Origin of the sequence: Brevibacillus fluminis (genome assembly GCF_052072235.1) — a bacterium.
Taxonomy (GTDB): Bacteria; Bacillota; Bacilli; order Brevibacillales; family Brevibacillaceae; genus Brevibacillus_D; species Brevibacillus_D fluminis_A.
Window position 1 is genome coordinate 4,396,706 of the sequence record NZ_CM125436.1, and the last position, 14,839, is coordinate 4,411,544.

The 14,839-nt window shown below is 48.8% G+C and carries 13 protein-coding genes; 4 read left to right on the forward strand and 9 right to left on the reverse strand.

Annotated features, from left to right (window positions below; genetic code table 11):
* Window positions 1–59: 59 nt before the first annotated feature.
* From ACTID9_RS21730 to ACTID9_RS21745, 4 genes are all read right to left on the reverse strand, one after another.
* On the reverse strand, window positions 60–911 hold the full coding sequence (locus ACTID9_RS21730) for a PfkB family carbohydrate kinase (protein WP_441066955.1): 852 nt from the start codon (window positions 909–911) through the stop codon (window positions 60–62).
* A 187-nt stretch (window positions 912–1,098) separates the two neighbouring features.
* Window positions 1,099–1,842, reverse strand: a complete 744-nt coding sequence (locus ACTID9_RS21735; protein ID WP_441066956.1) for a GntR family transcriptional regulator — start codon at window positions 1,840–1,842, stop codon at window positions 1,099–1,101.
* A gap of 209 nt (window positions 1,843–2,051) precedes the next feature.
* Window positions 2,052–3,002 carry a phosphatidylglycerol lysyltransferase domain-containing protein gene (locus ACTID9_RS21740; RefSeq protein WP_441072689.1) on the reverse strand — a complete coding sequence of 317 codons (951 nt, stop codon included), beginning with the start codon at window positions 3,000–3,002 and terminating at the stop codon, window positions 2,052–2,054.
* An 8-nt stretch (window positions 3,003–3,010) separates the two neighbouring features.
* Window positions 3,011–4,402, reverse strand: a complete 1,392-nt coding sequence (locus ACTID9_RS21745) for a UDP-N-acetylmuramoyl-tripeptide--D-alanyl-D-alanine ligase (RefSeq protein ID WP_441066957.1) — start codon at window positions 4,400–4,402, stop codon at window positions 3,011–3,013.
* 284 nt (window positions 4,403–4,686) lie between these two features.
* Here ACTID9_RS21745 and ACTID9_RS21750 point away from each other — a divergent pair, with 284 nt between their 5' ends.
* Window positions 4,687–6,045 (forward strand): YheC/YheD family endospore coat-associated protein, encoded by a 1,359-nt coding sequence (locus tag ACTID9_RS21750; protein ID WP_441066958.1) that lies wholly within the window; start codon window positions 4,687–4,689, stop codon window positions 6,043–6,045.
* A gap of 428 nt (window positions 6,046–6,473) precedes the next feature.
* A complete protein-coding gene (locus ACTID9_RS21755) occupies window positions 6,474–7,958 on the forward strand; it encodes an IS1182 family transposase (RefSeq protein WP_441066634.1) in 1,485 nt (494 codons plus the stop codon).
* A gap of 215 nt (window positions 7,959–8,173) precedes the next feature.
* On the opposite strand, the gene ACTID9_RS21760 is transcribed toward ACTID9_RS21755, so the two are convergent.
* The gene (locus tag ACTID9_RS21760) at window positions 8,174–10,051 is read right to left on the reverse strand and encodes an S-layer homology domain-containing protein (protein WP_441066959.1); all 1,878 of its coding nucleotides are present in this window, start codon (window positions 10,049–10,051) and stop codon (window positions 8,174–8,176) included.
* 502 nt (window positions 10,052–10,553) lie between these two features.
* Between ACTID9_RS21760 and ACTID9_RS21765 the strand changes: the two genes are divergently transcribed.
* Entirely contained in the window at window positions 10,554–11,525 is a 972-nt protein-coding gene (locus tag ACTID9_RS21765) for a PIN domain-containing protein (protein ID WP_441066960.1), read from the forward strand.
* Between the two features lie 373 nt (window positions 11,526–11,898).
* Here ACTID9_RS21765 and ACTID9_RS21770 read toward each other — a convergent pair whose 3' ends face one another.
* Complete coding sequence (locus ACTID9_RS21770) at window positions 11,899–12,567, reverse strand: SOS response-associated peptidase (protein WP_441066961.1); 669 nt, start codon at window positions 12,565–12,567, stop codon at window positions 11,899–11,901.
* A gap of 383 nt (window positions 12,568–12,950) precedes the next feature.
* Between ACTID9_RS21770 and ACTID9_RS21775 the strand changes: the two genes are divergently transcribed.
* Entirely contained in the window at window positions 12,951–13,250 is a 300-nt protein-coding gene (locus tag ACTID9_RS21775; protein WP_441066962.1) for a hypothetical protein, read from the forward strand.
* A gap of 87 nt (window positions 13,251–13,337) precedes the next feature.
* On the opposite strand, the gene ACTID9_RS21780 is transcribed toward ACTID9_RS21775, so the two are convergent.
* The 3 genes from ACTID9_RS21780 to ACTID9_RS21790 all read right to left on the reverse strand — a co-directional run bounded on the left by ACTID9_RS21780 (window position 13,338) and on the right by ACTID9_RS21790 (window position 14,810).
* A complete protein-coding gene (locus tag ACTID9_RS21780; protein ID WP_441066963.1) occupies window positions 13,338–13,589 on the reverse strand; it encodes a hypothetical protein in 252 nt (83 codons plus the stop codon).
* Between the two features lie 445 nt (window positions 13,590–14,034).
* The gene (locus tag ACTID9_RS21785; protein WP_441066964.1) at window positions 14,035–14,376 is read right to left on the reverse strand and encodes a YolD-like family protein; all 342 of its coding nucleotides are present in this window, start codon (window positions 14,374–14,376) and stop codon (window positions 14,035–14,037) included.
* Window positions 14,377–14,594: 218 nt separating this feature from the next.
* Window positions 14,595–14,810: a WYL domain-containing protein gene (locus ACTID9_RS21790; RefSeq protein WP_441066965.1), complete on the reverse strand. Its 216-nt coding sequence runs from the start codon at window positions 14,808–14,810 to the stop codon at window positions 14,595–14,597.
* Between the last annotated feature and the right edge of the window lie 29 nt (window positions 14,811–14,839).

Consider the following 14,839-nt stretch of genomic DNA (forward strand, 5'->3'; position numbering starts at 1 on the left):
ATCCTCCCCTTTTTCATGAAATCTTGTCGCTTTTCATTAGAAACACGGAGTGCGCCTGATCAAAGCGCGATCCCGTGACCGAATGCCCCATCGCAAAGACATGCTTGTGCGGCGAATTGCGCCGCTGCCGAAAGACTGGACAAAAGCAGCGTCCCTTCGTCCTGCATTTGTTTTTTACCGCTGAGATAGTGGAGGATGAAGGCGGTAAAAAAAGCGTCTCCGGCACCCAATGTATCGACAGGTACGACCGTATGCGGCTCCTGCCGGTAAAAGCGTTCGCCATCGTAGAGCACCGCGCCGCGCGAGCCCATCGTCGCGAGTGCGAGCGGGCTGCCGGATCGATGTGCAAGCCGCAATATCTCGCGGGCCTCGCTTTCATCGAGATGGCCGCAGGATAGCAGGCTGCAAAATACGTACGGACAGCGCTCTTCAAGCTCGCGCGGGTCCCAGTCGCTGGAGAAATCGTAGGAGAGGGGAATGCCGGTGCCTTGAATTTTGGCCAGCTCCGCCAGACTCAAATCGCTGTAGCAGCTGGAGTGAATAAGCTCGAATCGCTTCATATATTGAAGATCGTCGCCGTCCAGCCGCAGCGGATGGTCATGCTGCACGCCGCCTTTGTTGCCGCCGACAAACACGCGGTCCCCGTCAACGAGATTCACCTGCGCATACCCGTTTTCTCCCGGATGGGAGCGGCAGCGTGAGATGTCGACGCCAAGCTGCGAAAGCACGTCCTGGATGTGCCGGGCCGCCCGGTCGTCGCCAAAGACGCCCATGTACGCCGCATGCGCACCCAGCTGCCTGGCGTATACGCTGAAATTCAGCGCATTGCCGCCCGGATACATCATCCCTGTGTGGATATACTGATCGACCACATTGTCGCCAGCCCCGAGCACATTCAATTGACCCCCCATGCCAATTCCCCCTGTCTCTTTTTACACGCCGATTTGCTTGGGACCGCAGCGTATGTCGTATCTTGCGGAAAATTGGTATATACCACGTAACGTAAATTTTTTTTGCCTGCTCCCTTGTTCGGCGTCCTTTTTTATCATTGAGCGATTGGCCGGCTGCCGCATCGGCTAAGCGGGCAGCCAGCGACCGCTATTGCTCCAGATTGAGCCTTGTGTAAAATTTGACCCGATCGCTTCGCGTGGTCGAGCGGGAGTATTCGATCGCCCGCCCCCCCTGCTCATACGCGATCGCTTCCAGCAGCAGACAGGGAAGCTCCTTTTTGATTTTCAACAGCTTCCGCTCCTCTTCATCGGGCATGACGACCTGCATGAACTGGTCTGCGCCGATCAAAACGATGCCGTACTGCTCTTCCAGGATGCGGTAGAGCGACACATCGTCGGCGATGTACGCCTCAATGCCAGGGCAGAACCGGTACGGAATCAGCGATTCTTCCACGCACATCGGCTGCGCGTTGGCCATCCGCAAGCGCCGGATGACGATGATCTCCTCGCCTTCCGCGATACCCAGCTGCGTGGCCAATGCTGCCTGCGCCTTGTCTTTGCGGACGTGCAGCTTTTTCGTGCCAGGCACAAGCCCTTTTTCCAGCATCGTCTTGGTGAAGCTGTTGAAGGTGACGAAATCCATCTCGATCCGCTGGCGGGCGATGAACGTGCCGACGCCGATCCGTCGCTCCACAAAGCCTTCGCGCTCCAAAATCGCGATGGCATTGCGCGCCGTCATGCGGCTGATCTGGTACTGGTCCGCCAGATCGCGCTCGGACGGAAGCTTGTCGCCTTGCTTTAGCTGTCCGCTCGCAATGTCGGCTGCGATCTTGTCCTTCAACTGTTTGTAGAATGGAACGGAATCCCATTCCTTGCCTGTGTGCTTTTCCATACGCTACTGCTCCTACTTTCATCTGGTATATACCACTTAAAGCAAAATCCATGGTGGTATATACCTCGTAAGGAAATATTATACAATTCAGATTTGTTTGTCAATAGCTTGATCATGTATGAGCGCTCGTGTAGCTGATGGCAAGAAAAAAGAGTTCATGCACGGGCGCATGGACTCTTTTTTTGGGCAAATCGTACTGCATCACTCGATTAACGCAGGCGCATCCGGTACCGTTTCAAATTGAGCACCGGCCTGAATTTTTGCTTGTAGACAGACAGGCCCGGCATCCCCAGATCGCTGCCGACATTGAGCAGTTTGGTCTGCGGATTGATCCGGCTGATTTCCTTGACGAATTCGATGACCATCCACTCGTTGAGCCCGTCGATCTGGTCGATCTTCTTGATCAGGCAGCCCCACGATTCGCCAGTCGGCAGCACGCCTCCGGTCACGACGCCGACGATCTTTTCCTTGTTTTCGGCCACGAGGACAAGATGATCCAGCTCTTCCTGGTACGCCACGATTTCACGGAAATACACATCGTCGAACACCACATCATATTTTTTCCCCGCCGTTTTTCTCCAGTTTTTGCTGACTCTGAGAATGTGCCCAAGATCGCCGGGATTGCCTCGCCTGATCGTCACGTCCGGGTAATTTCGCCGGAACCGGTTGAGAATGTTCCGCACGTTGGCGAAATCTTTCCCTTTCAGGGCGAGCAGCTTTTCCACATCGTAATGCATTTCGATCCCTTTGATTTTCCACTTCTCCACCAGCTTCCGAAAACGGGCGGAGGACCGTAAAAAGGCGAGCTGGCTTTCGTTCAGCGCCCGAACCGTCGCTTTGCCAGCCCCATGCTGCCGATTCCACCGGTTGCAAAACCACAAGCTTCTGGCAACGACGCGGAGCACATGGTCCGGCCCTCCTTTGCCAAAGGGCAAGCAGCAGACATGCAGCCCTTTTCCCCGCAAATAGACGAGCGGCACCAGCATGCCGTCGATGATTTTCCAATAGACCTGGCGCTTATCTGCTTGCGAATCAGCCCATAAATAAGCGAAATTGGACGACCAAAGGTTCGCCGGATACTCGCACATTTTCATATATTCGTCAAAGACCGCTTTGTCTCTCAGTCGAATTCGCCGAAAACCGTGCTGGCCAAGTTTCATCACACGTTTCACACCTTTTTGCTTCTCATGGTGATTTTCTTGACGAATTGCGAATGCGAGTCGAGCATGGAGGTTTTGATCAGCACCACCGACTCTTGATCCAGCAATCGCCGCAAAACGTTGTATGCGCGCCTTGGATGCTTGCACATATAAATGTTGTCCGGCTTCATGCCGCTGCGCAGCGCAGCAAAGCCGATATGCCGGGAGACGTTGTCCATCGTGACCAAATAATCGATGCCTTGCTCGACGACGACTTTGCCTATTTTTTCGTGCTGCTGTTTCGTATATTTGCCCAACAGACCCATCTTCCCCAGCACCGCGACGGTTTTTCGTCCCGCCGACACCTGCTTCAGCACCTTGATCGCCGCTTCCGCCGAGGTCGGATTGGAACTCCAGGTGTCATCGAGCACAAGGCTTCCATTGATGCCAGGCGCATGTTCCAGGTGACCTTCGAGATGGGTGAACGTGGCGAGCCGCTCGATCGCGTCCTCGAGCCGCATGCCCACGATTTGCGCTGCCGCGAGTGAGGCCAGCGAATTCATGACGTTATGCTCGCCGAACCCGGGGACGTAGACCGGATAGCTGCACCCGCCTGTGACCAGCGTATAGTCCATCCCGTCTGCCGTATAACGAATCGCCGATGCCTGAAAATCAACGCCATCGCTTCGGCCGAACGTGATCACCCTCCCGCGGAATTCGCTCAAATCGATTTTTTGGCAATTCGCATCGTCCGCATTGAGGATCAAGGTGCCTTGGTTTTGCAAGCCTTGCAACAGCTTGGCTTTTTCGCGTATATAATTCTCCTGCGTCCCGCAATGCTGCAGATGATCGACCCCGATCGTCGTGATGATGCCGATCTGCGGCTGGAAATACCGGCAGCTGTGCAGGAGATCGTTTTTGGCCGCCACGCCCATCTCGAATACGGCGGCGTCCGTGCTTTCATCGATTCCCAGCAAATAGCGCAAATTGCGCTGCAAGGAATTGCTGCTCTTCTCGGTATAGTGAACATTGCGCTGGCCCGACAGCATATGGGCGATCATCTCTTTCGTCGTCGTTTTGCCGCACGTCCCTGTCACCCCGATGACCGGCAGCGAAAACAAACCGCGGTAATAGCGTACGAAGCGCCAATAGGCAGCGTGCGCATTCGGGACACGGATGATGGTCAAACCTGCCAATCTGCCGGCATATCGCTTCGCCTGGCTGGTGACCACGACACCGGACGATGGCGGATGGATCGCTCTTTGCAGCTGCCGGCGGTTTTTCGTCAAGCCAAACAACAGTGTATGCGGGCCAAATTGCGAGGCGCGGGTCACGACCCGGCTGATCGTTTCTTGATCGTTTCCTTGCACGACTGCGCCGCCGATGGCTTCTGCGATTTCATGTACACGCAAACTTTTCATGTGAATTCCCCTTTACCGTGCAAGCTGCTGCGCAACATCGTCCGGTACGTGCCGGAGTGGCCGGCATCCACCGCTCCTTCGCCTTGAGCGAAAAGCATCCCTGTCTTCTCACCCTATTGTATTGCCCTCCTCACCGTTTCGACTGCGCATATGTACGGGTCCACGCGTGTATTTTTCGCCTTATCCCTCATTCGTCCAAGCAACTGCCAGCGCAGATTCATATAAAAGAAAGTATCACTAGAGAAAGAGCAAGTGACCATGAAAGGTTATTGGAGGCAAACTTGATGGGGATGAGATATAAGGTTGTTCCCATGTCGGACAGCCAACACGAGTTCATGTTGCATCCTGCTTGCGCACTGCGATTGGGAATCGATAGACAAAGAAAAATGAGCGTACGAGTCGGCATTCACCGCTATGAAATGAAACTATCCACTTCACGCAGCCTACAAGAAAACGAAATCAAACTCTCACAAAAATGGATCAAAAAGCTATCTCTCCCCCTCCAACCTTTTTACGACATGCACGTCAATGAAAATGAAATCATACTCGGCCCCTTCATCGGACTATTGGCCGCAACCACGGATGACAAATTGGCCAAACACCTGACCGGGCTGCTGGCCTATGTGAAAGACTATCGGCAGATTGGCGGAGCCATCATCGTCTTCTCGCTCCAAGGCGTAAAAAAGGAAGAGCTGCAAATAGACGGTTATTTGTACCACCCTGGCACGAAAAGATGGAGCAAAGGCGTTTATCCCTATCCCGCCGCCCTCTTCTCGATCGTGGAAGTCAGCATGACGAAAGATTGGCGGCTGTTCCGCGCCACCATGGACCATTTTCGGCAAGTCATGGGGGATCGGCTGTTCAACCATCCGCTTTTCAACAAATGGGAAGCGCACCAATGGCTCGGCCGCAAACCTGAGTTCGCGGCGCACTTGCCGGAAACGATCGAATACCGCAAGCCTGACGATGTTACCCGCATGCTGCAAAAGCATCAGAGCGTCTACCTGAAGCCCACCTGGGGCCGTCTCGGCTTGGGCGTCATGGAAGTATCTTTGCAGGACAAGGGCAGCCTGCTCATCCGCTTTCGAAAAAACAGGCAAAACAAACAAGTGCTTTGCAAGACGTTCCGTGAATTCACCGTTTTCGCCAAAAAGCATCTGAAAGCCCGGCGCTACGTGATCCAGCAAACGGTTGCACTGCTGCGAAAAGACGGGCGGATTGTCGACTTCCGGCTCATACTGCTAAAAAACCAGCACGGTGAATGGGAGGATGCCGGCTTGTACAGCCGATCCGGCGGAAAACACAGCGTCATCAGCAACATCTCCGCAGGCGGGAATGCGGGATGGGGCATCGCGACGTTGAAGCTGCTGCTTCGTCTAACCGATGCCCAGGCAGACCAGATGCGCCAAAAAATGATCGACCTGGGGCTCGCAATCGCCGATACCCTTCAGATGGAAGGCATTCACTGCGGCAATCTTGGCTTCGATTTTGCCGTCGATCCGATGCAGCGGATTTGGCTGCTTGAGATCAACAATCAAAATCCTGATCCGCTGATCGCCCGGCGTGCTGGAAAGAACGAGCTGTTTTTCTATGCGCTGAAGATGAATATGCTGTATGCGAAGCGGCTTGCGTGGGGAGGGTGAGCGGTTTTATTTTTGGTTGGTGGAGGCGAGGGGATTTTTGCAAGAAAGTTGCGCAGAAGCTCTTGCGCTGCCTGCTGGGGGTCGGGGTGGCCGGCGCCGAGCGGAAAAAGGAAAACTGCGCCCCAACGCCACTCGCTGCGCGGCGGAAGCATCTCGAAGAAGCATGTGGCGCAAAAGCGTTTTCCTTTTTCCGCTCGCACCTGGGAGGGCATCGCAAAGGCTTCTGCTCCACTTTCTTGCAAAAATCCCTGGCTGCTGGGGGAAAAAAGCTAAAACGCTCGTGATTGATATAAAAAAAGAAAAACAAAAAGCTCCCCTTAAGCAGAGAGCCCTGCAAAAGTCATACAGTTTCTGTAAAAACAAGACCCAGTACGTTCGCGGTACTGGGTCTTGTTATATAATTAAAGAAAACGAAAGAGTTGGATTTCATGCTTCATTCTGCGAAACAACAATCGCTCTCCTTCCACGCGGAGTTATATAAACTAATCCCAGAAAATCATCTATTGCGTCAAATTCATGATGTAGTCGATTTTTCTTTTATTCATGACTTGGTACGCACCTCATATTGCGAATATTACGGTAGACCGGCGAACGAGCCGGAGCTACTGTTTCGCCTCTTGTTTATGCAGTATCTGTATAACCTGTCGGATGAACGGATGATTCAAGAAGCACAAGTGAACTTGGCCTATAAATGGTTTGCTGGTTTGAATCCGGAAGACGCACTCCCTGCCCCTTCGCAATTATCACGTTTTCGAAATCATCGGCTTGGTGCCAGCCAAGTAGATGACGTCCTGAAGAATATTGTAAAGCAGTGTATCGACAAAGGGATCATCAAATCAAAAACGGTTATCATGGATGCCACGCATTCGCTGGCCGGGGGTCAAACACAACGTCCGCTTGAAGTTCTTCGCGATGCAGCCAAACGCTTAGTCCGTGTTGTGGTCAAGAAACATCCCAAGCTTGAAAAAAAGCTTCCGCGTCAACCGAAACTGGAGAAAGATCAAGCGGATGCGGAAAAAGTCATGCTGCATTATCTTGCTGATCTTGGTGAAGCCGTGGAGCATTTCCTTCCTGACCATGAAGGAGCTATCTCAGAAAAACTCCACATTGCCAAACAAATCGTGGAGGACGAGCGACTTCTAGCAAACAAAGGGATCATGTCTGCGATTGACCCGGATGCCCGTTTTGGATGGAAAAGCAACACGAAGTCGTTTTTTGGTTACAAAGAACATATCGCCATGACGGAGGAAGAGATTATCACTGCGGTGGAAGTAACGGGTGGGAGCGCAGATGACGGTAAACAGTTTACAAAACTCTTGAATCAGTCATTGGATACAGGAATGGAAATCAGTGAAGTGATTGGGGATACTGCCTATTCGAGTAAAGATAATTTGGCGGTCATGAAAAAAGAGGAAATTCAACCGGTCGTTCCTCTTAACCCTGTCGTACATAACGGTGGTCAAAAACAGGAAGGATTCGACTATAACAAAGATGCGGATTTTGTGATTTGTCCGGCAGGGGAACACAGCATTCGTAAAGCGATCCAAGGAAGCAAACAGACGGGAAAAAGTCGTTCTCTTGTCTTCTACTTTGACATTGAAAAATGTAAGGTGTGCCCACTTCGAGAAGGATGTTTCAAGCCGGGAGCCAAGAGCAAAACGTATTCGATTCGGATCGTGGCAGAGCATTATCAAGAACAAATCGAGTTTGAGATGAGCGAAACGTTTAAAGAACGAATCAAACGCCGCCCGATCATCGAGCACAAAAATGCGGAACTCAAACGATTTCATGGGTTGACCAGGGCCAAATACCGTGGTTTGTTCCGCATGCGAATACAAGCAATACTGACAGCTTTTGCCGTGAATGCGAAGCGGATGGTGAAGCTCATAAATAAAATGCAGCCAGTCTCCTGAGGAGGATGGCTGCATTTTTTCATGGAAACGGTACTTCTTGTGACCCCGAGTAGTCCTTCTACGAAAAAGAAGGGTATTTAGCAGGGCTCTCTTAAGCAGCAGGTAATACTATTTCACCTGTCTACTTTAAGGGGAGCATATCAACCAAGGACGCTTAGCTGATTTTTATTTTTTGTACTGTCTACTTGATGGAGTGCAGTTCATTTTTCATATCTTCATTGCTTTTGTGAGATTACCTCTGCTCCATCCGCCTGCTTCGTCGCTACATGCGTCATGGTTGCCTCGGCAATCTCGGTAAATGCCCAGTGGCTCACTGGGACATCCGACCAGATCGCTTGCGTAATGCCCGTCAACGGTCCTCTGCCCATGAATCGGTTAAACAGGGTAACGGCTTCTGCGCGTGTCAGTCCTTGGTTCGGATGGAAGGAACCGTCAGCATAGCCCTTCATCATTCCTTGCTCAGCTACAGCGGCAATACTTGCTTCCGCCCAATGTCCCTGGGTATCGCTAAAGGCTGCGGCTTGTCCGTTTGCTGTTAGCTGCTTCCACTTGGCGATAATCGTTGCCATCTCGGCGCGGGTGATCTTCGCTTCTGGATGGAACAGACCTTGTGCGTCACCGGTCATCAGTCCGGCACTGCGAACCTGTGAGATGGCTTGTGCAGCCCAATGATTCGCTTGTACATCAGCAAAATCAGTGGGTGCTCCGCTCATCGATTGTTGCCCGGCGGCTTGAAGCCCTTCACGTTGCTGATCTGATGCTTTTTGTCCCTGCAAGAAGTGAGCAAGAATGGTCGCCACCTCTTCACGTGTCAACGGACGATCAGGCTGGAACGTCTGATTCGGATAGCCTGTCATGTACGGATCGTGCGCTACCTGCTTGCCCTTCAGCGACAGGATGGTAAACGTACTGAATTTCGTGATCTCAATCTTTATGCCCTCCGGCTTTCCGTTCTTGTCATACTGGATTTTGCCAGTCTTTAGTTCCTTTTCTCCATCCGTATGCTCTACATAAACGGCCAGCGAATCGAGAAACGCCTTCTGCGCTTGCGGATCGGTTGGAATCTTGACATCCTGCAGCGGGAACAGTACCTTTGTCCGTTGGTTGCTATAGTTGGTTTCAATGACCATCGGCTTGCTTACTACCTGTACGTCCTGTCCACCCGCTGCTTGCTTCACTTCTTCTGCCTGGACAATTCGCTCCACAATCGTCTGCTGCTCGCCTGGCTTTTTCACCGGCACCACCCGAAAGTAGAGTTCATTCCCCGGAAGCGCTGCGATCATATCTTTCGGGATCGTGATCGTTACATCACCTGTCTTGATCTCAAGTGCCACCTGCTGTTCCTTGATTAGGTCGAGGGCGTTTTTCGGTATCTTGACCGATACCTCGTCAGCCGGGTCATGCGGCAGATCGTCAATCACAATCCGCACCACATCCCGGTTGTTCTCTGCAGCTTTTTGCAGGATTTCTCTTGTTTTCTTCTTGTCGAGGACGACTTCATCCACTGTGTTGCCGTTCTTGTCGATGGTTCTCGTAATCTCGACCATCCCCATCAAAGAGCCGTCTGTTCCGGCTTCTACGGAGGCTTGACGAGTGGCACCGCTCTGTTCTACAGAACCGGAGTTGCCGTTTCCACCGCCACTTTTTCCGCCACCACTGCCACCGTTGTTTCCACCATCCCCATGGTCGTCATCCTTGCCATCGTCCGTGCGTGCTGCGGCTTTCACGGTTACCCGAATGCTTGCCGTCAGGTTTTGACTGTTGCTCACACCATCTGGAAGATGAACGGGTGTTCCAGTTACCGTAAAGGTCTGTTTGTCCTCGTTGGAAGGATCATAATCGGTGCCTGCGACATCCCATTTCACCGGTACCATCATCGTGCTGTCGTCATCAAGCGTAGCCTCTACCTTTTCCGGCAACCCCAATGCGGATGCTGTTTTTGGCGTTCCATTTGTCACACCGGTAATAGCTGCTGGGTTGGCAATGGAAACAATGTCTTTCGAAATTTCGCCGTCATCAGCCGCTTTCACGCTGACCTGAATGGTCGCAGTCAGATTCTGGCTGTTTGTTATGTTAACCGGTAGTTTATCCATAGTTAAAGGATATATACATGGAAAAACCTTATTCCCAAGGGCTTTCTGACAGTCCCGCCTTCCCCTGAGACAAGCTCTTAAATTTTATTGGGGAAATTTTTTACCGGGTATATTACAATCAAAGCGTTACTGTTCTTACCATAAAAAATCTTTCTTGGCTGTATAACTTCTGATGACTCAGGGTATACATATAGGTAACAAATCAAAAGGAGTCACCGCACATGTGGTACATCATCGGTGGCGCAATCGGTTTCGTCGTTATCGTTTTGGAATCTTGGGTGACTAGGTAAAGCTATTTCTCGATCCCCATTTCCTCCAGCAACCCCTTCCCAGCTGGAGATATTGCTTCGTTATATCTCATGTGCTTTCGAGAAACCCCATGCTTTATAGGGTTTCTTTTTTATTCCCTCGATTTTACTAATCTGTTTTTAATTTTATTATGAGATTGATGATTCCCATTTTCAGGCTTATTATTAGGTTATCTATGTTTAGGGGGAAGATCATGCATTTTTTTCTTGATTCCACAGTTTTCAAAAAAGGTAAAGACGTGTTTTTAAATAACAATTTTAGCAATGAATTTTTAAATATTTGCCAAACAAACAACTTCAAAATTTATATTTCCGAGGTTGTTATACAAGAAATCAAGCGGCAATATCAAGAGTTTATAAGTAGCCAAATAAAAAATGCTACAACTGCATTTGGAGTGTTTAATCAATTTCGGGGCAAAATGGATTTTTCCTATATTCCAAATATTAATGAAGCAATAGACACCTTCGACAACTATTTTAAAAGTTTAGAACAGGAAGGGATTATTCACATAGTTCCGTTTAGCAATGATTTCCTTCCTGAACTTATTCATCGTTCGATATATCGAATAAGACCTTTTACGGAGACAAAGCAGGAATTTCGAGATGCAGTTATTTGGTTTTCTTATGCTAAACTCGCTGAAGAACAAAATTTGGATGGTTGTTTTTTTATTTGTGGAAATACAAATGATTATCTTGATAAGAATGGCCAAATGCATCCTGCCCTCATTGAAAAATCATCAAGATTTACGTTAATTAGAGATATATACAATCTCTTAAACGAACCATTTATGAAACCATATAAAACAACACATCATTTGCTTGTCTCTCTAAGGGAAAAATTTCGGGGGCAGGGGAAACTAATCGAAGATTATTTAAACGAAATACAAACCAGAAAACTTATTGATCAAAATATTAATGAATATGTGATGGATTATGAAGATATTCGTTTTGTCTACGATATTCTTAAACCCACAGGCATAAATATTACTAGTGTAGATTATATTAACCAACGATTTATTGTTAGTGGGGATTTCAATGTGAATGCAAGTTATGTTTCTCTTAATGGACAGGGTTCAGTTAAAATTAAATTACATTTTGATGCAGTTTACGATCCCACCACTTCTTCTTTTAGTGAAATAGAATTTTTTACACTTTTCCTCACATAGCCAATTAATATACTTTCGTGAATTAATATTCGCATATATACAACATTAGAGTCCGATATTTTATTATTATGTAAACATCTAAAAATCAAATAAAGCCTGTTACGACGTGTTATTTTTCATAACACATCTCTCATATTGAACAACTTGCATTTTATTCATTTTTAAAATTGAATAACGCCGCGCTTTATACATCACATGTATAAATTGCATTACCCATATGCATGTATAAAATTGTGCATATGCCGCTGGAGATAATTGAAGAATTGCACCGAGTAACGTCGACTCATTCGCGCACAATGTACAGCAACTTAGTCCGATTTGTATATGGATTGATAAATATTTTTAGCCCCTCTCAGGCGAGAAGGGCTATCTTTTACACCAATTCTTCGATACACTGAGGCACATCGTTTTTTGCATTGCCAACGATCGATGATACCGGGTATGCCCGCATCAGCTCAGCATCGTATGGTACTAGCAAAGATCGTATCAATTTAGTATCATAATGATCCCGGTCGAGCCAGATCGCCTCGTCTTCCGGTCGCAGAATAACCGGCATGCGGTCGTGTATGCCCTTAACCACATCGTTAGGTGTAGTCGTGATGATTGTGCAACTATGTACCTTTTCGCCGTCTGAACGGGTCCATGAGTCAAATAAGCCCGCAAAGGCAAAAAGCTCTTGCGACTTGAGCATGATTCGCATAGGCTGCTTGCCTTCTGGCCGTTGCTGCCACTCGTAAAAACCATCGGCCGGTACGAGACAACGTTTCCGCTCCAGCAACCGGCGAAATGCAGGCTTTTCCTCTAAAGTTTCCGCTCGGGCATTGACCAACTTATAGCCGATCTTTTCGTTTTCTGCCCATACGGGCACAAGCCCCCACTTTAGCTGTCCAAGCCTACGCTGCCCGCCATCCTCGATAATTGCTGGAATCAACTGTCCCGGGGCAATGTTGTAGCGTGGTTGTAATTCCAAATTCCCTACATCAACATTAAATCGTTCGAAGATCATCTCGATATTTGTGATCAAAGTATACCGTCCGCACATAAAAATCACCTCATTTACATCTTAACCACTTCTACGAGCAAATTGTGACGATATGTAATTATTTTCAATAATTTTTACCGATAAATGTAATTAATTGTATTTACTGTTTTTCCATTTCAAAATCATTCCATTATATTCAATTCTAGTATTACCTCGCCGGTGTACTGAGCAAATTCGCTCCTCATTCCACTAATTTAACTGGGGTTGCAGGAAATAAACAAAATCAATTAAGCTGGGAAGCAGTACCTAATGCCACCTCATATTATGTAAAGAGATCAACAATACCTAACGGCCCATACGAAACAATTGCAACTGTAACTGAAACGACTTACACAGATAATGATGTTATTAATGGAACAACTTACTATTATGTCGTAACCGCGGTGAAAAACCAGATAGAAAGTAGCAACTCCAATGAAGTTGCACTGACACCTCAAGATCAAGGCGGTCCAATCGATCCGCCAACTGGGAATAAAGCTTTGTTGGTGATCACCCTGACGACTGGAGAACGTAAAGAATTCGATCTGACCATGTCTCAAGTCTCCGATTTTATTAACTGGTACGAAGGTTCCGGAACGAATGCATATGTATTCGTGAAGGATTACATCAAAGGGCCATTCACAAGCCGCAAGGATTATGTAGCTCGAAACCAAATCGTATCGTTTGAAGTGAACGAATACTAAGAATCAGGCTCCTGCTTTCATTGGTGGGGGCTTTTCTCTTCCTGAAATGAAACAAAATGCCACCTCGGCTTAGAACCGGGCGGCTTCTTATTTTTTCTCCAACATTTCATCAAGATTCTTTTGTGCAGCGGAAGACAGGGCTTTATCTGAAACGCGATACATATCTGGCCGGCCCCGCTGCTTCCACCAGACAAACGTCTCTCCCCGATCCTCTTTGGCCCCGAGTATGGAAATGACCACCTTCCGGATCTCCGCAAGTGCTGCCTTCTCGCGTTGAACTGAAGCTTCAGCAAAATGCCGAACAACCAGGCCATACCCGATCCCGTCCAACTCAGGCACCAGAGCTTTCCCCCTTTCCCGTTAAACACAAAGAAAAAAGAGAGCCCATCGGCCCCCGTCGCATATTCCTTAAAAAACCTCAATAAAAAAGCTATCGCTCTGAATAGGGGATATCATTATACTTGAGGGTATTCTGGGTTTCTGTTATGAAACCGTGCTGCCAATTACACCAACTCCCCACGAGCCACCCAGAATACCAGTAATACACCAATACTTACAACCATCGACGACCACCCCATCGGAATCAGAGTATAAAGATTGGAAATTGCTGCGCCTACACATCCGGCAATAAATGTGCCATGGAACCATAGGTCACTTCCAAGTCGGGTTGCAACTTTGTTTGAGGGGAGTGAAGGATTCGAACCTACACCGGTGGCATACAACAATCATGACCACATTTTAGCAAAATGGTAAGATATAGTCAAATAACCACGATTAATTCATATTACGGAATCACGTTAATAATCCTGCCTATTTCAATCCACTGGACATCTTCGTCGTTCACCAGCTTCAATCGCCGTGTATTCTGATCAATCCACTTAATAACGCCCCACACGCTTCCAGTTGATCCGAGTCCGCTCTTTTGGGGAATCCACCATGTAATCGTAACAGCGTAATCCTCCCTCGCCGAGTCCCGGATAAGGTAATCGATCGATGCCAGCTCGTCGCATTCAAGGGTTGGCATCGGGATCAATTTTTCCTCTTCACGCATCTGCAGATACGCCTCGCGCTGCTCTGGCAACACGAACCTACTTGCCCCGAACAGATTTTGAATTTTACCTGCCATACTTGAATCTCTCCTCTCGCTCCCAGGCTTCCAGAAGCTCTATACGATCCGGCCAACGGCGATCCCACCGAATATACTCCTCTTTATTCAACACGTCTAAGACCTGCATGATGCCACCCCGTGTGCGCCCGGTCTTGATGCACAGTTCTTCGATCGTCGGGAGCCTACGCCGTCCGGCTTCAAAATTGCCAATCACTCGCAACACCTTGCGCTCAATGTCAGCCAACATGGCGATTCACCACCGGTATAGCCGCAAGGATATTGTCGATCTGAAAAACTCGGTTGGCGCGCCGCGCAAAGCAGTACGCTTTAACCTGGTTGCCGCAGATCGAATGAAGGCGGAGCTTACGTTGGCTGGTCTTTCCGTGGTGGTCGAGGTAGATGATTTCGATGAGCTGATTTCGTTCGTGGTATCGTTGAAGATCACGGAGCATGTTCGTATCCCCCTCTATAAACAAGAACA

Coding starts and splice junctions, on each gene's coding strand:
- ACTID9_RS21730 (WP_441066955.1), bottom strand. CDS start 911: ATGGGGGGTCAATTGAATGTGCTCGGGGCTGGCGACAATGTGGTCGAT.
- ACTID9_RS21735 (WP_441066956.1), bottom strand. CDS start 1,842: ATGGAAAAGCACACAGGCAAGGAATGGGATTCCGTTCCATTCTACAAA.
- ACTID9_RS21740 (WP_441072689.1), bottom strand. CDS start 3,002: ATGAAACTTGGCCAGCACGGTTTTCGGCGAATTCGACTGAGAGACAAA.
- ACTID9_RS21745 (WP_441066957.1), bottom strand. CDS start 4,402: ATGAAAAGTTTGCGTGTACATGAAATCGCAGAAGCCATCGGCGGCGCA.
- ACTID9_RS21750 (WP_441066958.1), top strand. CDS start 4,687: ATGGGGATGAGATATAAGGTTGTTCCCATGTCGGACAGCCAACACGAG.
- ACTID9_RS21755 (WP_441066634.1), top strand. CDS start 6,474: ATGCTTCATTCTGCGAAACAACAATCGCTCTCCTTCCACGCGGAGTTA.
- ACTID9_RS21760 (WP_441066959.1), bottom strand. CDS start 10,051: ATGGATAAACTACCGGTTAACATAACAAACAGCCAGAATCTGACTGCG.
- ACTID9_RS21765 (WP_441066960.1), top strand. CDS start 10,554: ATGCATTTTTTTCTTGATTCCACAGTTTTCAAAAAAGGTAAAGACGTG.
- ACTID9_RS21770 (WP_441066961.1), bottom strand. CDS start 12,567: ATGTGCGGACGGTATACTTTGATCACAAATATCGAGATGATCTTCGAA.
- ACTID9_RS21785 (WP_441066964.1), bottom strand. CDS start 14,376: ATGGCAGGTAAAATTCAAAATCTGTTCGGGGCAAGTAGGTTCGTGTTG.
- ACTID9_RS21790 (WP_441066965.1), bottom strand. CDS start 14,810: ATGCTCCGTGATCTTCAACGATACCACGAACGAAATCAGCTCATCGAA.